Annotated in this window: 18 protein-coding genes and 1 pseudogene; 5 read left to right on the top strand and 14 right to left on the bottom strand. The window is 40.7% G+C overall.

Features of this window, described 5'->3' with window-relative positions:
• Positions 1–5: 5 nt before the first annotated feature.
• Positions 6–1,898, top strand: coding sequence for a UvrD-helicase domain-containing protein (locus ONZ52_RS10785; RefSeq protein ID WP_265218615.1), 1,893 nt, complete (start codon positions 6–8; stop codon positions 1,896–1,898).
• Positions 1,899–2,121: 223 nt separating this feature from the next.
• On the opposite strand, the gene ONZ52_RS10780 is transcribed toward ONZ52_RS10785, so the two are convergent.
• The gene (locus tag ONZ52_RS10780) at positions 2,122–2,331 is read right to left on the bottom strand and encodes a helix-turn-helix domain-containing protein (RefSeq protein ID WP_265218613.1); all 210 of its coding nucleotides are present in this window, start codon (positions 2,329–2,331) and stop codon (positions 2,122–2,124) included.
• A 91-nt stretch (positions 2,332–2,422) separates the two neighbouring features.
• Here ONZ52_RS10780 and ONZ52_RS10775 point away from each other — a divergent pair, with 91 nt between their 5' ends.
• The 4 genes from ONZ52_RS10775 (at position 2,423) to ONZ52_RS10760 (ending at position 4,684) form a co-directional block, all read left to right on the top strand.
• Positions 2,423–2,923 carry a hypothetical protein gene (locus tag ONZ52_RS10775; RefSeq protein WP_265218612.1) on the top strand — a complete coding sequence of 167 codons (501 nt, stop codon included), beginning with the start codon at positions 2,423–2,425 and terminating at the stop codon, positions 2,921–2,923.
• Entirely contained in the window at positions 2,920–3,813 is an 894-nt protein-coding gene (locus ONZ52_RS10770) for a DEAD/DEAH box helicase (protein WP_265218611.1), read from the top strand. Before ONZ52_RS10775 ends, ONZ52_RS10770 begins: the two co-directional genes overlap by 4 nt.
• On the top strand, positions 3,746–4,318 hold the full coding sequence (locus tag ONZ52_RS10765; protein ID WP_265219430.1) for a hypothetical protein: 573 nt from the start codon (positions 3,746–3,748) through the stop codon (positions 4,316–4,318). The genes ONZ52_RS10770 and ONZ52_RS10765 overlap by 68 nt, the downstream gene beginning before the upstream one ends.
• Before the next feature lie 96 nt (positions 4,319–4,414).
• Entirely contained in the window at positions 4,415–4,684 is a 270-nt protein-coding gene (locus ONZ52_RS10760) for a hypothetical protein (RefSeq protein ID WP_265218610.1), read from the top strand.
• A gap of 28 nt (positions 4,685–4,712) precedes the next feature.
• On the opposite strand, the gene ONZ52_RS10755 is transcribed toward ONZ52_RS10760, so the two are convergent.
• The 13 genes and pseudogenes from ONZ52_RS10755 to ONZ52_RS10695 form a co-directional block, all read right to left on the bottom strand.
• Entirely contained in the window at positions 4,713–6,674 is a 1,962-nt protein-coding gene (locus ONZ52_RS10755) for a UvrD-helicase domain-containing protein (protein ID WP_265218609.1), read from the bottom strand.
• On the bottom strand, positions 6,674–8,965 hold the full coding sequence (locus ONZ52_RS10750) for an AAA family ATPase (RefSeq protein WP_265218607.1): 2,292 nt from the start codon (positions 8,963–8,965) through the stop codon (positions 6,674–6,676). Before ONZ52_RS10750 ends, ONZ52_RS10755 begins: the two co-directional genes overlap by 1 nt.
• A gap of 213 nt (positions 8,966–9,178) precedes the next feature.
• Positions 9,179–9,841: a hypothetical protein gene (locus ONZ52_RS10745; protein ID WP_265218606.1), complete on the bottom strand. Its 663-nt coding sequence runs from the start codon at positions 9,839–9,841 to the stop codon at positions 9,179–9,181.
• Between the two features lie 143 nt (positions 9,842–9,984).
• A complete protein-coding gene (locus ONZ52_RS10740) occupies positions 9,985–10,446 on the bottom strand; it encodes a Mov34/MPN/PAD-1 family protein (protein WP_265218605.1) in 462 nt (153 codons plus the stop codon).
• Positions 10,434–11,276: a ThiF family adenylyltransferase gene (locus ONZ52_RS10735; protein ID WP_265218603.1), complete on the bottom strand. Its 843-nt coding sequence runs from the start codon at positions 11,274–11,276 to the stop codon at positions 10,434–10,436. The genes ONZ52_RS10740 and ONZ52_RS10735 overlap by 13 nt, the downstream gene beginning before the upstream one ends.
• A gap of 139 nt (positions 11,277–11,415) precedes the next feature.
• Entirely contained in the window at positions 11,416–12,132 is a 717-nt protein-coding gene (locus ONZ52_RS10730; RefSeq protein ID WP_265218602.1) for an E2/UBC family protein, read from the bottom strand.
• A 2-nt stretch (positions 12,133–12,134) separates the two neighbouring features.
• The gene (locus tag ONZ52_RS10725; RefSeq protein WP_265218600.1) at positions 12,135–13,349 is read right to left on the bottom strand and encodes a CBASS cGAMP synthase; all 1,215 of its coding nucleotides are present in this window, start codon (positions 13,347–13,349) and stop codon (positions 12,135–12,137) included.
• Between the two features lie 185 nt (positions 13,350–13,534).
• Positions 13,535–15,472, bottom strand: a complete 1,938-nt coding sequence (locus ONZ52_RS10720; protein ID WP_265218598.1) for a BRCT domain-containing protein — start codon at positions 15,470–15,472, stop codon at positions 13,535–13,537.
• A gap of 128 nt (positions 15,473–15,600) precedes the next feature.
• Positions 15,601–16,739: pseudogene (gene ligA / locus ONZ52_RS10715) on the bottom strand (NAD-dependent DNA ligase LigA); the annotation flags it as partial.
• Positions 16,740–16,838: 99 nt separating this feature from the next.
• Complete coding sequence (zipA, locus tag ONZ52_RS10710; RefSeq protein WP_265218597.1) at positions 16,839–17,855, bottom strand: cell division protein ZipA; 1,017 nt, start codon at positions 17,853–17,855, stop codon at positions 16,839–16,841.
• Between the two features lie 65 nt (positions 17,856–17,920).
• Entirely contained in the window at positions 17,921–18,775 is an 855-nt protein-coding gene (locus tag ONZ52_RS10705; RefSeq protein ID WP_265218596.1) for a tetratricopeptide repeat protein, read from the bottom strand.
• Positions 18,776–18,803: 28 nt separating this feature from the next.
• Positions 18,804–19,163 carry a hypothetical protein gene (locus tag ONZ52_RS10700; RefSeq protein WP_265218595.1) on the bottom strand — a complete coding sequence of 120 codons (360 nt, stop codon included), beginning with the start codon at positions 19,161–19,163 and terminating at the stop codon, positions 18,804–18,806.
• Between the two features lie 11 nt (positions 19,164–19,174).
• The gene (locus tag ONZ52_RS10695; RefSeq protein ID WP_265218593.1) at positions 19,175–19,492 is read right to left on the bottom strand and encodes a cytochrome c-type biogenesis protein; all 318 of its coding nucleotides are present in this window, start codon (positions 19,490–19,492) and stop codon (positions 19,175–19,177) included.
• Between the last annotated feature and the right edge of the window lie 20 nt (positions 19,493–19,512).

Raw genomic sequence — 19,512 nt, 5'->3', positions numbered from 1 at the left:
GCAAGGTGAAGTTTATTCGACCTGACCACTGGCAGCCGAAGGGGATCGACGATCTTGAGCCAAATGCTTGGCAAGCACTAAGGCAACGAGAGTCCACAAGCATTATCGCTGGCCCTGGAGCCGGAAAGACAGAGTTTTTAGCGCAAAAGGCTGCATATCTGCTTGAGACTGGCCTATGTCCATCAAACAAAAAAATTCTGGCCATTTCATTCAAGACTGATGCCGCAAAAAATCTCTCAGATAGAGTGAAAGAGCGTTGTTCAGAAGAACTCAGCAATCGTTTTATTTCGATGACTTTTGACGCATTCACTAAGAATTTAGTAGATCGATTTCGCATGGCCTTGCCTGAACATCATCGCCCATCAAAGCGATATGAAATCTCTTTTCCATCTTTTCAGCAAGAGAAGCAGCTTATTAGTAGTTTCAGAAATAATTTTTGGAACGTAGTAGGTATCTATAGCTTTACGCAAAGACTCCAAAACATGAATCAGTTTATCGGAAGTGTGCGTATAGGTAATCCCAAATTGTCATGGTTGGAGGAGGAATTTTTAAATTTTTGGTTGAGTCAGCAAATAAACTACCCCGACGGTGCTTCCAGAGTGTCATTTCCGGCGCTAAATAGACTTGCTGAATATATCGTTCGCACTAACGATCATGTTCGAAGATCTATTAGAGCATCATACCCTATTGTGTTTGTGGATGAGTTTCAAGATACCACGTTTGCTCAATATGATTTTCTATCTTCTGTTTTTAAATCAAGTGAGGCTGAGGTAACAGCAGTAGGAGATTACAAACAAAGAATAATGGGTTGGGCCGGAGCTAAAGGTAATGTGTTTCATCAATTTGAGTCTGACTTTTCGGCACATCGACATTCTTTGCTCCTTAATCACCGCTCTTCACCTGAATTGGTAAGGATACAACATGTTATTGCACAAGCTATTGACCATGAAGTGAGAGAGGTTCAGACAAGTAATATCAATTTAATTTCTGGTGATGCCGCTTGGATTTGTTGTAGTTACAATATAAATCAGGAGGCTGCTCATTTGGCTGAGTGGATAGCAAATGACTTGCTAGGTAGGTCACTGAATCCAAGAAACTACGCTATTCTGGTACGTCAAAAACCAGAAGATTATGAACAACAACTATCTTATTATCTCGCTCAACATGGACTGAGCTTACGAAATGAGAGTGTGAAAATAGGTCAAACTACATTACAAGATTTGCTTGCTGAAGAACTGACCATTTTGTTCTCTACTCTGCTAAGGCTGGGACTTGTCCGTCGAAATGCACAAGCGTGGAATCAACTATCATCAGATATTCGAATTCTTCGTAATACGAACCAGGAAGATGAAAAAGCACTACGACAGGTTGAACGCGAGCTAACAAAGTTCATTTCTACACTACGGATGTTAATACAACAGCCTCTGACATGGGAAAATGGTCGCGATGTGTTTGAGCGAACCATAAAATTTATTAACTCAGACGATCTTCGCAGCTCCTTTTCTCGTTACGCTACAGGAAATTTACTTGAAATAAACCTGGCAGCACTCGAAGAATTTTTTACAAACTGTGTTGATACTCAGAACTCTTGGGCAGGTTTGCTAGATGAGTTTGAAGGCACGAACCATATTCCTCTTATGACTATTCATAAAAGCAAGGGGCTTGAATTCGATACAACCATTTTCATGGGGATAGACGACAACGCTTGGTGGTCCTATAAGCAAGGTGATACGGAAGGACTATCGACATTTTTTGTAGCACTGTCTCGCGCTAAACAAAGGGCTATTTTTTCCTATTGTCAGCAAAGAGGGCAACGAACCAAAGTCGCAGATTTTTATGAGTTGTTGACGGCCGCTGGTGTTCAGGAGTATGCGATCCCACCAAGTGGAGTGGCATAGTAAATTTAGTCACCCCATTTGAGGTTTTATAATACCTTTGCTATTTCGTTAACTATTAATTAAGCGAAAGCTTTAACTCATTTATGTCCAAAAACGAGTTATTCCAACCGTCAGTTCTTCGCTCATAGCTGTCTGTCCGATGAAGTCCAAACCTATTCATCGAAACTGAAAGATCAGATCAAGTCGAGACTAATACAGAACATCAAAGGCAACAGCTGAATTCTCAATCGGGGATCAGTAGTTTCGTCGAAATATCCATCGATGCAGCAATGTCCCACAGAGCTTTTAACGTAACATTCACTTCGCCTCGCTCTATTCGTCCCATATAACTGCGGTCTATCTTAGATTTTGCCGCTAAAGCTTCTTGAGAGATACCTCGCGCTTTGCGCTGACTCCGAATTAGCTCTCCAACCTCTTTTGCTATGTTTCTCATTTTTATATCTCAAAAATGAAATACAATCGCTAATTGCGGACTATATCTCCACGGACTATAATCCGTATTTTTACAAATCGAGATAGTTATTTTGAGATCTAAGCCCATCGCTCACGTTGTCGAGGAGTTCTTCCAGACAACTGTACAAAAAAAAGCCACTATAAATGACGTACTCAAACACTATGTTGAAAAATACGGCGAGAACAACCCTATTGAAATGAAAAAAGCACGACATGCTATTTATCTGAAAATTCATCGTTTAGTTAAATCAGGTGTATTAGTCGTTGCCTCAAAGAGTGCTAAGAGTACTCATTATGCCAAAGCGAAAATTTTGCAGGAAACCAAGAATCAAAAAACTATACCCATTACCGTTGTAGCGAGTGAGAAAGAAATGCTCTTTAAGCGGAAGGCTGAACTTGAGTATGAACTTGAACTATGCATTGCAGAAGCCCAAGGCTATGAAGAGATGAAATCTATATTGCCCACTCAACTTGATTTATTGACATCTAAGAAAAATGAAGCAAAAAAGCGAGCAATAACATTGAATGGCTTACTAACCAGCACTCAAAACATATTGCATGCGCTCTCATGAATAAAATGCAAGATCTCTCACTAAGAACTTGGCAAAAAAACTGTTTATCTAAAGCGTTAGAAGTCTATCTAAAAGGCCAGCAAAACTTTATGTGTGTTGCTGCACCAGGTGCCGGAAAAACAAGATTTTCTGCATCGTTAGCAAAAAGCTTATTAGATGCTGACCACATTGATTTCGTTCTTTGCTTCGCCCCCTCTGTAAGCATACAAAACAGCATTCAAGAAACCTTCAGCAATATATTGAATGATCGCTTTGACGGCCGAATAGGCGCAAAGGGCTTGGTTATTACCTATCAAGGAATCCAATACGCCTACCAAGAACTTGCACATGTCATTAAGAACTACCGTGTTCTAATAATCTCTGATGAAATTCATCACTGTGCTTCTGGTATAAGTAGCACGTCTAATCAATGGGGACAGCTGTTAGTTTCTTTAATATCAGAAGGCAATCCCCTGACTCTAACTTTGAGTGGTACTCCTTGGCGGTCAGACAGTACAAAAATAGCGCTTCAGAGCTATTCTGGAGAGCCTCAAGAGCTTGATACAGACTTTGTATATGGGTTAGGCGATGCAGTTAGAGATAAGGTTTGTAGGAGACCTAATTTAATATTGCTCGATAATAGCTCGATTGATGTTAAGGAGGATTCTAAAACACATAAATTTAGTAGTATTCGCCAGGCAATTGAGGCTGAAAAACTAAAATATAGCGAACTACTGACTCATCAAGACTCACTAACTCAGCTAATGACCTATGCCCATGAGGAACTGATTAGAATTAGAGAAAAACACACTCGTGCCGCAGGTTTAGTTGTTGCATCATCTATTGATCAAGCGCGGCGGATATCTCAGTTTATTATCACTAACTTTAACGAGAGGCTCTATCGTAGTTAGTTATGATCAAATTGATGCTCACGAAAACATCAGAGACTTTCAAAGTTCAGAGATTGACTGGATTGTATCTATTGGCATGGTAAGTGAAGGCACAGACATCCCACGTTTACAGGTCTGCGCTTATCTGAGCAATGTGAGAACAGAGCTTTACTTTCGCCAAGTGCTTGGACGGATTCTACGAATAAACAAAAAAATAGATGAACCCTGCTCCATGATTGCGTTTGCTGAACCAAAGCTAATTGAATATTCAGAACGAATTAACCAGGACCTACCTGAAGATTCGATGAGAATAAAAGTTCTCGAAGAGCAGGCTTTAGTAAAGAACGCGGACGCAAATACACTCGCTCGAGGCTCAGAAAAAAACAACTTTATTACGATGAAAACAACGTCATCAAGCCATACACATTCGTTTGATAGGCTTCACGACATAGCATCAGAAGCTTCATATTCTGTTAAAATGGCTTTCTGTAAAGACTCTTACAGGACAAAAATTCTATCTTTATAAATAAATGGAAGTCCATTTCAATATTTCCTTGTGATTTTTAATTCTTTTACTATTGTTTAATTAATAAACAAAATTAATTCTCTAAGAGGAAGACTAATGAATACAATGCAGGAACTTTTTGAAAAAATTAAGTTAGTTTTAGTTGAGCAGCCACATAGTGATTCAAGTAGTTTAATTGCTCAAGCTTTAGCATCTGCATGCAACAGCTCTTATAGCGTTAGCATGCTAGACATCGCAATTAAACTTGATAGTAAGAATAAAACCCTTATTAACTCACTTACACATATTTGCTCATTCGAAGATTATAGTAATTCTCTACAAGATGAAACTTTGTATTGGCTGAGAGAAAAGAAATATATTGAATAAACAATTCTAAAGAAAAGCTTTGTTTAAACTAAGACTCGTGCAGCTTTATTGCCTCAATTTCTCTATCTTCGAACCAACCACTGCTCTTGATTCGTTCAATGGATGTCTTTGGGTTTGAGGACCAAAGCACAAGAGCAAGTGACTCCTCAGCTCTACTACAGGTAACGTAAAGCAGGCGAAGAGTTCGATCTATGGTCGTTTCTTTACCTTCTTCTATGTTTTTGGTATCGCTCTTACTGAGTTCCACGCCACCAAAAATTTTGTCATACGAAAACATGTGACTTCCCGCCAACTTATCATCCATCACAACCATTACATGGGAAAATTCAGAGCCCTTGACTACCTGATGAGTTGCAAGCATTGAGCGTCCAGCGAGATATGAGCGGTACTTTTGTAACTGATTCCAAGGTGAGGAGAATAGTACACATAAGCCACGGCGTAACCTATTTTGCTTAGACTCTTCTTCACCTCTACCGGGCACAGGAGGTGAGGGTGACTTATCCGCGTGCCCCACTATTAAGCGATTATCAATGCTAAACAACCTTGCCTTCAAAATCGGTTCAAGTACCTCTCCAACTGTCGCAATGGGGTTGGCACAAATGGCCGCGAAAGTTTCAATAGCTTGAAGCATTTCTTCGACACGGATTGATCGCGCTAAAGAGTCTTCGGGCATATCATCAAGGCAACCGTAACGCCTAAAGACCTCGGTGACTTTAAACTCATCAAGGAAGCCATTGGAATCAAAACATGCTTCTAAATCAGCAAGCTCATTTAATAATATTTGTATTACAGCAGGCCCTTTATTCTCGCCGCTCCCACTAGGTGCAGCAGCGTTGAAATCTAGTAAAGTCATGGCACTAAAAACATTAAGAAAAGAACCACGCATTGCGAGAAGCTTATGTTCAAGTGCGAGCACCTGAAATTCTCTTAGAGACCAGGCTTCAGATCGGCTTTCCTTCCACATTTGATCTGCGCACCAAAGTTCACCGAGAGCTTTATCTTCTGGTGAGAGTTTTGTATCACCTACGTAAATTCGAACAAGACCGTCTGACTTATCAGTTCTTGAATGCTGTTTTATACCATTCGCAGGTTGAGTTCGACCCTCGAGCTTTGCTCCCCATATTGTATTGATTAAGTCCACAATTCGACGTTGGCTACGATGATTCATTTGCAGCTCCGGCGTCGCCCAGCTATCAGGAACTAAGCTCGGAAGATCGGAATGCCCACCTGAATAGATTCGCTGTCTGTGGTCACCGAGTAGACCAATAATTAAGTTACTTTCACTAGACTCTGAGAGACCTATCAAGGTATCCAATATGCCCTTCATTGTATCCTGAGACTCATCAATAAGTACGATAGGATATCGGTCTTTGAGGATCATGTAGAGGGTAGGTCTATTTTTTAAAAGCCAAGCAGCTACGTCAATAACGTGATTATGGGCAAGTGCACCATGACCATACGTCTCGCGGTCTGGATGATAAATAAATACATCAGTTTCTCTAAATGCCTGTATTGCCTCTTTTATTTCATCCAGATCACGCTGTTTTGCTTGAGTAATACCACGCGGCTTTGCAAGCGCTTCCGTCGTCTCCTTTTCAAGCTGAGCTTCTTTTATTGAAATTAGAGCGGTTCGAATATCATCATTGAACCCACTGATAAGCTCCCAACAAAATGCATGAATGGTGGATACTCTTACTAAGTCATTATCTCCTAGTCGCCCATTAATAACAGCTACAGCGTTTTTCGTATAAGTGATCACTCGTATTGAGCGCCAGTACATACGCAAACGTCTAGCCAGCAGCTCCCCTTTTTCGTGTTTCACAACTCCTGTCACACGACGAAGTACCTCTATTAGAGTTCGAGTCTTCCCAGAACCTGCCCCCGCAAAAAGAAAGTAGCTTCGGGGAGGCTCCCCAGTTAGATAGCCGCAAATTTCATCAACAACTCCAGCATCACGATCATTGTCATCAACAGTTGTATGTATGCTCATTACATAGCTCCTTTTCTTGGTTCAAGTTCTGCTTGCAACCAAGCTAAGGCATCAGTAATGTACCTAGGACACTCGATATCCTCACCTGAGGACACTAACTCAAAGATGCTGGCAGAGAAGTCACCTTTGTTAAAAGAGCTGTGCATAAGGCTGTGAAGCTCAATTAGAAGATCTTTAGAGCTTGCAGCTTTAGCAGCTCTTTTTGCAACAGAGCCAAGAGCCCCTTTAGGCGTATCAATCTCCATTCCATTCTCATCTAGCTTTTCATCCATTAGACTTTTGAACCAAGATAAATTCGTCAGGATCAGCGAATCTTCAAATGTGCTAGGCCAGCTGTTATCAGCTTCTGTGATAGGTAACTGCCAAGCGAAACGCACTGGGCAATCTTCAATTTCACTCCACACCAACTGAGCGTTTGTCGGAGACTTGAAATCGTCGAGTTGTTTTAGTTTAGGGTGCCAGCCACGCAAGGTTTGGTTACCGCACTGAAGCCCAGTTTGCCCAGTGTTTGCAACTGCGACGAGTTTTATAGTTGGTTCATCATTTTTCTTGGGCTTGCCTTCTTTTTCTTTGGACGGGTCAATGTCTGTAATGATAACTGTAGGGATACGAAGCTTTTCGATAAGTGGTTTGAGTCGGTGGGCATGGCTCCCGCCAATATCCAGAAAGGACACATAACGACCGTTCAGCTCTTTGAAGTCACGTTCAATGAAGAGTGGTACCAGCATTCGTTCTGCAACACCCTCAACAAAAATAGCTGCGTTGGCAAACAACAAGTCCGTGTGTTGTACACGGAAATAGCGTTCAGCAAACTGGCGTGTCTTCTTGTCATCACCAAACACATCGGCGAGGTTAATAACCTCTGTCGACGGCATAGGTATATCAGCGCTCTTGGCTGTACGGCGAATATATCGGAGCCTATCAAAATTTTCTGCATGAGCTAAATGGCTTGAATGAGTACTTATGATTAATTGACTTTTTAGGCTCAAGGCTTCTTTTTCTGTAGGGCTGATTAATTTATGCGCGTTGCTCGGAAATATACGCTGCACCTGAACATGGAGGTGCGCCTCAGGCTCCTCAATCATAACTATGTGAACAGCGACAGGAGACCCTTTTTCAGGATTGAGCCGAGCAGCTCTAAAAGAAACTAGCTGATAGCTAAGTGATTGAAGATTCTGGTAACCTAGCCCGATAGAATGTTCAGGTAAGAGCTCGTCACTTGACTCTTTTAGCATGCTGTACTGGACTGCTGTCCCATGATCAAGCAAATCAGCTGTCTGTATACGAGTACGGAAGCGAATCTCTTGGGGATCATGCAAACCTGGATAGCCGAGATCTTTCACTTCCTCAACAGAGTCAGCGATGGCTGCATGAATCTTATTATCTAATTCTTTCTGAGCCAATGCCACAGCCTTGATAAGGTCTACACGCTGACCATGTCCTGAGCTAGCAACGTTTAAGTGTTGTCGGGCAAACTTAATTAGTTGGTTTGAAAACATACCTACTTGGTGCGGCCCTGAGGCAGACCGTGAGTCGGCTTCTTCACTTCCAAGTCCTCGCTGAGCAGCAATAAAATCAACACGGATCAACCTTGATAAGTGCTTACGCTCAATTGGAATAGTATCGGCATCTAATGTCTGTGTCTCATAGAGAGGCAATTCAGTAATAGGATTATTGTCGGAGTCTAGCTTGTATGCGCGTACTTGACCAAGTTTTAAAGGCTCACGCAGCCAGAAATCAAGAAGGTCGATGGGCCATGCTAATGAGTCTTCCCCCATATCCTTTATCGGTGAACGTGCATTACAGTAAGCCCATGCCAACTGCTGTAGCTCTTCTATACTTGTTACTGGCTCTAGTCGCAGGCGAACACCTACAGCGCCTCCTTTCCAGCTGAATTTAGAAAGAAATGGAGCTACGTAATGATACATTCCAACATCTGCATCGAACCAAAGGTCTAACACTGGCATTGTATCAAGCAGTATACGGAGGTGCTCTTTCCATTCTTCTGACTCGGCAACTGTTGAAGGATCTTCTGACAGCGCTTCCCAAATTTTGCCAAGAGTCCGTATCTTTGACCACTGTGATATGCTTATGTCAAAAGCACTGAAGGGAGACCCACCTGCAAGAAAATGACGAAGCGCCGCAAGAATTGAAGTCTTTCCGCTATTATTCGCACCGACCAATATTGTGGTTTTTTGATCAATGTTCAACTGGACTTTGCCAAGTCTACGGAAATTACTAATCTCGACAAATCGAAGCTTTATTCCTCTAGGTACTTTTGATTCTGACATTGATACGTCTCCATACGAATTATTAGAAATACTGGCACACAGTTAACGATAGCTTTTGGTAAATTTCACATTATTAATTTCGAAAAAATAGGCTGTGTTATATGTTATCCTTAATAGGTAAGCGAGCGCTTAAAGCCCTGTTTGCAAATTTAAAATTTTAGGAACATGCTTCTAAACGAAGCAATTTATAAGCTAAAACGCCATAAAAAAAGATCATTTTTTAACCAAAATTATCGTACCAGCTGTCTGCATACCTTTCTGCCAACACCTATTTGTCCAGTAGACACCAACTAAAGTAATTTGGTTGTCATCAAATCGCACATGCAATTTTGCGGCACCATCGAACTTTGAGTCATCAGTTTCAACTGGCTGATCTACAACTGATTCAAAGATATAGCTAAGATAAAAAGAACCATTTCTTTGATCTTTATAAATCTCGCTCTGAACAACAGTACTGCGCTGATATTTATCAAGAGAAACCAACTTAATATCAAAGTTAAAAAATGACGCCTTAGCGACTAATGTAACCATTTTTTTGTAGGGGTTGCCCTCATCATCTTTAAAAGTTGAAACTGTTTCTCCAACCCAAGTGCCATTTAAATCTGGACATACCTTTTGATTAAGCAATGTAGAGCCAAGATACGGTATTTTCCATATAGCTCTCCATACATATGTTCCCATAAACCAGGTAAAGGCTATAAATACAATTAGTATAGGTAGTGTTAAGCGTGTAACTATATCAAGACCATCTCCGTTGAAAAAATCAGCAACGCCAGACCAGCCTCTTGTAATCCATACTACACCTATAGTGACTAGACTACAGATAATAAACATCAAGCCCTTTGCAATTCCAAATTTTGGAAAAACCTTCCACATACCTACCTCCAAAAAAATTGAAAAACACTTTTTAAAACATAATAAATAAGCTATCTCTTTCTTAATATCAAACTATCTCAAAATGTAAAAATGAAGAAATCAATCGAATAAAGCTATGAAGTATTTAACCATTTACATAAGTATTAGTATTTAACTGCCCCAATCCAAACTTCTTGCGTGCCAGCAATAAGGAAGATTGCAGGTTGAGTGGGTCGATTCCTATTAAAAATATTCCAGCCTTGTCTATCAATATAAGAAGGTGTTGGATTTTTTTCTGGATGTGTGTGCCACTCACCAAGACAGTTTATTTTCCCTCCTGAGTTTATGTACAAGTCTCTTGCTTGATCAACATGTTTTGGATCTAGCCGTTGAAAAGCACAGCGTCTTTGAATATCTTTCGGTTGCGGAACAGTTAAATCTATAACATGCAAGTTAACCCCTTTATAATAACCACATAAAAATCCCCCAGATTCAGGCACTTTGGTTTCAATCTGTCGATATTGATCGATTGTTTCAAGCACCTTTTGATCAATATATACGTATCCACCATTATTCATACTCCATAGTCGGCCACCATGAAGAACAAAACGATTTAACGATTGCATATTGGGCAACTTATACTTTTATCTGGAGTAGTATTTGGGCGTTTTTCACATTGATCGTGACGAATAATATTAAATCGCAAAGTATTATCAACTGTGTTGGAAAGGTAATCGTGCAGTAACTCCATTGCCTGAGTTGCTGCGATCATTGACACTGTCGAGGCGTATGCATGATAGCTTTGATGGCAGCCGACAAAATTTGGAGTGTCCTCTATAAACCCTTTGCTTATTGGAAATCGGGGGGAGTACTTGTTTTGCTTTATCTGCCATAAACAGCGAAAGCAAGCTGAAGAACGCTCTTTTCGATTGTTCAAAAAAGCTACAGTAGCTGCTCCGTGTCCATGCACCCAACTGTGTAGTAAGACCGGAGTTAGATTTTGTCGTTTAAGGTAATCGGGAATAGCAATACTTACTGTTTGTGAACCAGTGGCGTCGACAACAATACAATCATTTGAAAATAACTTCCAAGACTCAGTAATTGACTGTGCATATGAATTTATTTGAAGATGAGGGAAATCCATTTTCAACCGATAACTTAAGGCTTCAGCTTTATAAAGACCAAGGCTATCTGCTCCCAACAAATGTCGCCCTATATTCTCTATACTTAAAATATCAGGATCGATTACTAGTAGCTTACCTGAACGCCCCCAACCAGCTCCATGAGCACACAAAAGCTTCGATAGATATCCTCCTATTGTTCCAGCCCCAACCAGTATAATCGTTTTATCCTTAAGGGTTGGCGTAGAGTTGATGATATTTCTTTCTTGAATATATTTTGGATCAGCTTGGTTTAGAGAAAACCTTTTAATCTCAGCCTTACTGTTTCTTAACATGAACGTTGCGTTATTAAATCGATGTTGAATTAGCGCATTAGTTATTGTCGATGAAATCTTAAAACTAAGGCCAGCACCAATTTCAGTGACTCCATTCTCTCGTGGCCAAGTAAGTATTATGCCAATTTCAGTACCAAACTTAGCATCTTTTTTTTCCTTTGGAAAATAATTTCATACCTATTTTATTTAGGAAATTATGAACCGCTCCTGCTGTATTATTCTCAATCCAGGTTAATGCTTGACCAATAGTAGTTGGAGGCCAATCAGTTTCACTTAGATTTGAGGGTGGTGAAGGTAAACGAAAAGCAAACCATTTAACATTGATGTCATTTTCTTCGAAATCAATCCATGGCGTTTGATCTTTTTCGAAAAGCCATTGATTTCTACTATGTCGTTGTGAAAAAAGCCTAAATTCCATAAAATTTTGTGGGCTAGTACCGACATATAGACTCTCTTCCCCATCCCAATAGCCCAAAAAATCACGTGCAATTACATCATCCTCAGAGGCGGCTAACAGGTTTTCATGTAACAGAGTTTTAATGTCTTCTAATAGACCGGCTACCAATTCAACAGCCATACTTGAATCCCACCAAACTCGACTTTCATCAACATAACAAACATGCCCATTTGTATTTATATGTCGAAAACCGAATACTTGGCGAAGCTCTGGGCTAAACATCCATTCACTTAAGTAGGCTTTTGGGAAATCGTATTTTCCTTCGTGAAATCGAAGTTCCAGTTGAAGCCTCCAACCCCCAACATTGATACACCCCTCAAAACAAGGCTTTTCAGGTGTTCCAACAGCTTGAAAAGCATAAAATTTTTGAGAATTAAGATATCGCTCTATTCCTTCCATGTTTAACCTGAGGTGCTTCTCTCTGTTGTACGAAGTGGATGAATTTCTGGTTCAGTGCCTGTAATTTCTCGAACCTTATTATCTGGCTCATCATTAACAACAATCCGAGATGGATCTCGAGGAAATCTCTCTCCAAACAAATCTATAAGTATATTGTTGGCTTCAGGAGGATTTGTATTTTTAGCTAGATTATATTGCCTAGTAAAACTTTCGAACTTTTGTTTGTAAATGTGCTTATTTTCATCAGATATAGAAGTTCGCAGGTCATTTTTATTATTTTTATCAGAAGAGGTTGGACAAGGTATTAACAACGGACTATCAAAGACTTGCGGAAGTCTATCGACAACCTCTTTGAATACCTGACAATGATTCATTCCGTTGGAATTATCAGGATAGCTTTTTATACTGTGTAGAAGCAAAAATATAGAACTTGGACCATCGCCATCAGGCCATTCGATATCACGCCACGCTTTAAGAAACCTATTAACTGGGCGGATCATTGGACCTTTTAAATTGAACTGATGTGTAATCCACCTACTTACCACTAAGGCATCTGATGGCAACCATCCATCTTTTCTGTGAGCCATATGGATTACATTTGGGTCAACTGCTTTAACTTGATAAGATTCCATATCAAGTTCTTCATCAATAGTAAGTAATGCAACTTCTAATTTTGCCTCCGTCAATTGCCTATCTTCAATCACATTGTTAAATTCACTCTCTGGTACTGCAAACAAAGGAATATCAATATGTGATTTGTTATTCACTATCACCCTGACACAAGTATCTTTTTCTTTCTCACCTGAAAGTATTTGCCAACCATTATTATTAGATTGTATAAAAGCATTGAGAATCGATGTAACAGAGTTGAAGTAAAATGTAGTTGCCGTTTTTGGTTCTTGCCCATTACCTAGCGCTGAAAATGGCAAATACATACCTAGATCAATATCAACTTGTTGCTCCGGTGGATTCGCTGGATCGTTTAAAGTTCCATATGCAAATGAACCCTGAATAGCAAATTTTGGTCTTGGAACTTCTATCTCAATTTTTTCTCTTTTGAACTTTTCGCGAATATCTTTAAATCCAGAAATGATCGCTTTTCTAATATCTTTCGCAGCAAGAACCAAAACATCCTCTTCGTTTTTGGTCAAATTCAAGTTACTTAACAAAGAGGGTTTAGTTTTGCTTGCAAGCAGGCTATGAAAATGATTTACCATATCTCGATCTCCTATCTTTATAAATGGTTTAGACACTATTGTGTGCTAGTGAAATTCGGAAGCTCATCAACAAACGTAATTCATCTACATACATTAGAATAGATCTGCAGAATCAATTATTCTATTATGCATGTAACACCAATTTTCACATGGTAAATATATATTAATTTCTTTATTAGCGACATTTAACCTATCAGATCTAAGTACTCTTGTTCTGAAAGCACTTTAACACCTTTATCTATAGCCGCATTGATTTTTGTCTCTCCAACCTTTTCACCGGTCACTAAATAAGTAGTTTTTCCTGTTACAGATTTAGCAACTTTCGCACCTAAAGATTTAGCTTGTTTCTCCATGTCTCCTCGGGAACCTTGTTGCATAGAACCAGTAAAAACAATCACAGTTCCTGCAATTGGCGAGTCTAAATTTTCATTCTCTGATTCTTTTGGAGTGATAGACAAATTAAAACCGAGTTCATACACTTTAAAAAACTCTTTTTTAATGTTCGCTAACCCTTCTACGATGGCGTCTGCACTAACCTGAGCAAAACCATCAATCTTGATCATCTCTTCGGCAGATAGGTCAAACAGCTCAGTAATGGAGTGATGCTTAAGTAATTTCTCACAATTTCCGCCTCCTAATCTACTAACACCAAAAGCGGAAAGAAAACGCCAATCTTCCACTTCAATCTCTCGACTAGCCTGCAATTGGTCAGATAAGTTCTGAGCCGTTTTGTCGCCAAATCCATAAATAACAAACTGATGGACTTTAATGCCATATATCTCATGTATGCGTTTTATACCACAGTTACTGAGTTTTTCAATCACCTTTGGACCGAACCCGTCATTATTCCCTAAGGTTTTAAAAAAATGAATTAAGGTATTTTCAGTTTGTGCTGGGCAATCCGTTTTATTTGGACAGATTAAATGGTCTGATTCCCATAAAAGCGGCGTCTGACAGCTCGGGCACGTTTCTGGTAATGTTACCTCTACTGGCTTTAAGACTTTTTCAATTTTTGGTATCACCAAACCACTTCTAACGATTTGCACAATGGCCCCAGGACCAACGCCATTAGTTTTCACCATATTGTAATGATGCACAGTCACTCGACTGATCGTTGCGCCACTTATTCTTGTTGGCACCAACTCCGCCACAGGTGAAATTCGGCCTGTTCTTGAGGTTTGAGGAATGACATTAATTACTTCAACGTCCACAGACTCTTCATTTACTTTAAATGCAATCTGCCATCTATGATTACGTCTTGTTGCACCCATGCGTTGTTTAATAGCGTCATGAGTGGTTTCTAAAATAACGCCATCAATATCAAAATCAACGGCATTCCAAATTTCTTCAATTATGACTTCAAAGTTTTCAATAACTTCTGAAAAACCAATGACTTTATTCGGGAGTAATGCAAATGGATAAAAGACACAAGCACCTTCATTGATCGCTTTCTGTACGTCCTCATCTACTTTTTTTTCTGCAATAATCGCAGCTTGCAGATTTCTTGAATTCTCAAATATTTCACTAAGCACGTCGTCAAAGTAACTCTTCTTAATGACTATTTCACCTGGGCCTAAACCACGGCCACCAGATGCAGCGACTTTTAAGCCGCGCTTAAAAGCTCTCGTGATGTCTTGCCCTCTAAAACCATCCCCCCTGGTGTAAAGCGTCTCTCCATCATCATATGCTGCGTACCCATCTAACTTAGGCGTAATACGTATTTGTATATCTTGTTCAGACACTTCAATTTCTTGAGCCGCTTTTGAAATTCTTTTGAGCCACTTTTCAATATCTTTAATGGAATAAGCTTTTTCTGTCGATAGCATCCTTTGCGGTAATTCGACAGTCTTTGCTTCAGCTAGTACTTCTGGCTCTACTTTATTTAAATACGGATGAAGATGATTAATATTTCTTAACATGGAAATGTAAAGGTCATATTGATTATCACTGATAACTGGTGCACCAGACCTATAAAGTGCATTGGCAGCACCTAATACTGAAACTAAATCTTGCTCTTCTAACTCTGGCTCATTAAATAAACAAACCAATTTCTGAGGATCAATTTTATCATTCCAATCATTGAGAACTAACAATTGCTCATTAGTAAAAGAAACATTTACCATTTAAAACCACCTCAACTAGCAAAAGCAGAACAAGCATTTACGAAATATTTGGAATTAGAGCAATGTTGTTCAACCAACCTATCAGTGACAGATTTCCTATTTGAAACATTAGCTTTTAAGGTGACACCCACGTCGCCAGCGCGATGAACAATCACATAATCGTTCACTTTGACTCCCAATCGCGCTATCTCATCTTTATTGTGCAAGGTGGCATTAGAAACCGTTACACCGCCAACAAACACTGGCTCTAATCGTGCCACCGGGGTAATTGCTCCCGTGCGACCCACTTGAAAGTCCACTCCGAGTACTCGGGTCATTTCCTCTTGCGCAGGAAACTTCCTAGCAATCGCCCAGCGTGGTGCACGGGCAATAAAGCCCAATTGATTCTGCTGAGCGATTTGATCGACTTTATAAACAATACCATCAATGTCGTATGACAAATCAGCACGCTTTTCATTCAGCATCTCGTAATAATCAATACAACCTTGTGCCCCTTCTGCTTTTGCCATCAGGTCATTGGTACGAAAGCCCCACTCGTTCAACTGTAGCAACCCCTCGTAATGGCTTTTAGGCTGATCCCAACCTTCCACATAGCCAATCGAATAAGCACACATCACTAAAGGACGAGTGGCAGTAATCTTAGGATCAAGTTGGCGTAAACTGCCTGCCGCCGCGTTACGTGGGTTAACAAAGGTTTTCTCCCCCTGCTCTATCGCTAAAGCATTGAGCTTTTCAAAGCCCTGTTTCGGCATATAGATTTCACCGCGCACCTCTAGAACAGTAGGCGGTGTTTGCGTGCGTAACTTCAGTGGCACGGAATAAATCGTTTTAATATTTGAGGTAATGTCTTCACCAGACAAACCATCACCACGGGTCACCCCCTTACTAAACGGCCGTTTTCATAACGCAAACTAATCGCTAAGCCATCTAATTTAGGCTCACAGCAATAGGTAATAGACGACACTTTGAGCAGTTTACGAATACGCTGATCGAAATCTGACAAGGACTCATTGTCGAAAGCATTGTCCAAAGACAACATGGGCACAGTATGAGCGACATTGGCAAAACCACTGTCGGGCTTTTCACCGACACGCTGAGTGGGAGAATCTGCTTGAATCCAATCTGGGTGTTTGGCCTCTATATCCTGAAGCTGGCGATAATCACGGTCATATACTGCATCAGGGACGATGGGTTCGTCTTTTACATGATAGGCATAGCTGTAATCATTAAGTTGCTGAATCAACTCCAGCATCTGCTGATGCGTCATGTTTGTCTCTTGGCTCATATATCAATTAACTCGATTTCTTTTGACTTGTATTAAATATTAACGGCAAAAAAACAAGGCCCCTCGGGGCCTTGGTTTGTCTTACTGCTTATTGCGCATTAACCGACGGCGCTCAAAATCACGTATTCGTTGTCGACAATGTGCGATGGTTTGATCACTCATTGGTGAGCGTCGTTCATCGCGCAATTCACCACCTAGGTTACGCACCAAGGCTTGAGCGGTTTCCAGCATAAAATCGAACGCCTTCATACTATTTTTAGGCCCAGGTAAACCCATAAAGAAACTCACACCAGGACAATCACTTTCCCCCATGGTTTCTAAATTAAAGGTGCCTGGCTCAATGGCATTCGCCATACTAAACTGTATTCGACCACGATCAAATCCGTCTTCATGACGATGGAAGATATCCATTTCACCATAGCGCATGCCGCAATTTAAAATAAGTTGAAGCAGCTCTATTCCGGAAAAACTTTGCCCTTCTGGAGCAAACACGTTAATGACGATGACTTCTTCAATCTCAACAATACTTTTGTCTTGTTTATCGACAACGTCATCCACCAAATGACTGGGTGTTATTTGATCAATATCTATTTCTGAATAACTACGCTCATAGTCCTCATCGCTATCATATTCGCTGCGATGATGTGTCTCTGACGTGTAATCAAGATTGAGATCATCGTGCTCATAAAAGCCATCATCTGAGTAATTTTGCTCAGACACAGCTGAGTCCCCAAAATCTCGTTCAGGTACTAACGACGCTAACTCATCAAGATGTAAGTCCTCACCCCTATCCAATTCTGGACCCGAATCGACCTTATGAGGAACCTCGGTTAAAGGTGACTTAGCCGTTTTACGAGCATTTTCAAACGCATTGGTAATAGGATCGGCGGCGGGTCGACTCACTCTAGACGACATTTTCCCGTATCCCATGGTGGCTCGTTGTCTAACCAATGCATCATTTGATTCATCGGCATCAGCATAACCACCTGTTTGAGCATGCTCTTGACCTTTTTTATATCGACGAAATCCATCTATGAGGATCACAACAATGATGACGACCCCAATCAAGATTAGCCATTCACGCAAGCTAAATTCCATTACACATTCCGAATAGCATCAATTAAAGTTGACTGTATTATCAAACGAAGCGCCTTAGGATTCAATTACAAGGCCACCTTGATTACGAAAATCTCTCTACTATTTACCAGTAGATTATGCTTTATACCGATAATTCGTCCTTTTGTCAGATCATTGTCATTAATATTTGATAATTTCACCACCAAATCCACTGTTTGTACTTGAGCCAACGAGGCTGTTGGCGTCATTGCATCTAGGTTCGTTAACAAAATTGGTTGCTCCAAATCCTCAGGAAATACTCTTTGGATCGCCAACGGCATTTTCTGACCATTTAAAACCGCATAAACTAATAATACATCGTCCTGGTGCCACTCGTACTGAGCGGTATCCCATTCAACTTTTACGGCCAACTGATCCGTAATAATGGGCGCCACTTGCTGATAGTCAATACGCCCCAATTCTCTTGCCTTGTTAATGGCTGACAACAAGGCAAGACGCTCTCTAGAATGGGCGCTGTAGCGGATCGCTTCTTGCCATGACAGTATGGCACCTAGATAGTTTTGTTGAGCAAAGTCCGCCACGCCCTTTAAATCCAGGGCAATAGCTTGGGTTGGATCTTGTTGCAAAATAGCACTAACCACGGCCTGCATTTTAGGCGAACTTTGATTCCCATTCGCATAAAAAATCGCCTGCGCGTATTCCACCAATAAAGCCACACGCCCTTCGGCATTTTTGGGCAACTTTTCCAATGCTGTTTCAAACGCGTCCACCGCCATAGCATATTGTTCAGCCCGCATATACTCCGTAGCTAAGTAGTACCAATCTTCTGCTCTGTCGTAACGTTCAGTGCGATATTGCAAGAAATCTGTGATTTTTGAGGACTCAGCCGCTGCATGTGCAAATCTTGTGTAAAAGCCACTTCTTTCGCATAACCAATCCATTGATAGAGACTCACACTACCGAGTACCGTCATTGCGGTCGCGCCAAGCATGACCCAACGGGCAAAGGTGACATTGGCCTGAAGCAAAGGTTTTTTTGACTGTCTATCGAGTTTGTTTCACTATCAACATCAACTAACAGTTGCGCTGACTCGTCAGGGGTCAATCGCCCAGCCTCTTCCTCTTCTGCGATTTCTTTTCGACGCACCTCAAAAAATGACAGCCGGCTTTTATCTTCTTCTGCAGAGTACTTAGCCAAACCATGCGCAATCGAACTAAACAGATAAAACAGACTTAAGACAATCAGTATGATCATCACCAAATACGCGGCTATCATAGAGGCTCGACCTTGTCGTTTACGATTCGTCATCACCACAGAAATAAAAGCCAATAGCCCTATCCCTAGCAGAATAAAGAGTCCATACCAAAGCAAAAAGTGGCCGTTGAATGCTGCGGACGATACAACACAAACTCACCATAACGGGCCACCATGTAATCCACTATTTCTTGATCTGTCTTGCCTTGCTCTATCATCTGGTAGACTTGTTCACGAAGATCCACCGCAATGCCAGAGCCTGAATCAGCCAAATTTTGATTCTGACATTTTGGACAACGTAACTCTTCGACCAAACTTTGATAACGTGTTTTGTTCAACTCTGTACGAAACGTCATTTCTTCTTGAGCAACCGCAGACAAAGACAGCCACATTCCACAGAGCAAAAAAATCCCCTTAATACACC

It is taken from the genome of Marinomonas rhodophyticola (assembly GCF_026113935.1).
GTDB lineage: Bacteria > Pseudomonadota > Gammaproteobacteria > Pseudomonadales > Marinomonadaceae > Marinomonas > Marinomonas rhodophyticola.
The sequence above is the reverse complement of the archived record's forward strand: the minus strand, read 5'-3'. Positions and strand labels throughout refer to the sequence as shown.

Excerpts from the sequence above, each read along its gene's own strand:
- ONZ52_RS10705 (WP_265218596.1), bottom strand. The coding sequence starts at position 18,775 with ATGGATTGGTTATGCGAAAGAAGTGGCTTTTACACAAGATTTGCACAT.
- ONZ52_RS10760 (WP_265218610.1), top strand. The coding sequence starts at position 4,415 with ATGAATACAATGCAGGAACTTTTTGAAAAAATTAAGTTAGTTTTAGTT.
- ONZ52_RS10780 (WP_265218613.1), bottom strand. The coding sequence starts at position 2,331 with ATGAGAAACATAGCAAAAGAGGTTGGAGAGCTAATTCGGAGTCAGCGC.
- ONZ52_RS10725 (WP_265218600.1), bottom strand. The coding sequence starts at position 13,349 with ATGGTAAATCATTTTCATAGCCTGCTTGCAAGCAAAACTAAACCCTCT.
- ONZ52_RS10740 (WP_265218605.1), bottom strand. The coding sequence starts at position 10,446 with ATGCAATCGTTAAATCGTTTTGTTCTTCATGGTGGCCGACTATGGAGT.
- ONZ52_RS10735 (WP_265218603.1), bottom strand. The coding sequence starts at position 11,276 with ATGTTAAGAAACAGTAAGGCTGAGATTAAAAGGTTTTCTCTAAACCAA.
- ONZ52_RS10770 (WP_265218611.1), top strand. The coding sequence starts at position 2,920 with ATGAATAAAATGCAAGATCTCTCACTAAGAACTTGGCAAAAAAACTGT.
- zipA (WP_265218597.1), bottom strand. The coding sequence starts at position 17,855 with ATGGAATTTAGCTTGCGTGAATGGCTAATCTTGATTGGGGTCGTCATC.
- ONZ52_RS10750 (WP_265218607.1), bottom strand. The coding sequence starts at position 8,965 with ATGTCAGAATCAAAAGTACCTAGAGGAATAAAGCTTCGATTTGTCGAG.
- ONZ52_RS10755 (WP_265218609.1), bottom strand. The coding sequence starts at position 6,674 with ATGAGCATACATACAACTGTTGATGACAATGATCGTGATGCTGGAGTT.
- ONZ52_RS10745 (WP_265218606.1), bottom strand. The coding sequence starts at position 9,841 with ATGTGGAAGGTTTTTCCAAAATTTGGAATTGCAAAGGGCTTGATGTTT.
- ONZ52_RS10730 (WP_265218602.1), bottom strand. The coding sequence starts at position 12,132 with ATGGAAGGAATAGAGCGATATCTTAATTCTCAAAAATTTTATGCTTTT.
- ONZ52_RS10720 (WP_265218598.1), bottom strand. The coding sequence starts at position 15,472 with ATGGTAAATGTTTCTTTTACTAATGAGCAATTGTTAGTTCTCAATGAT.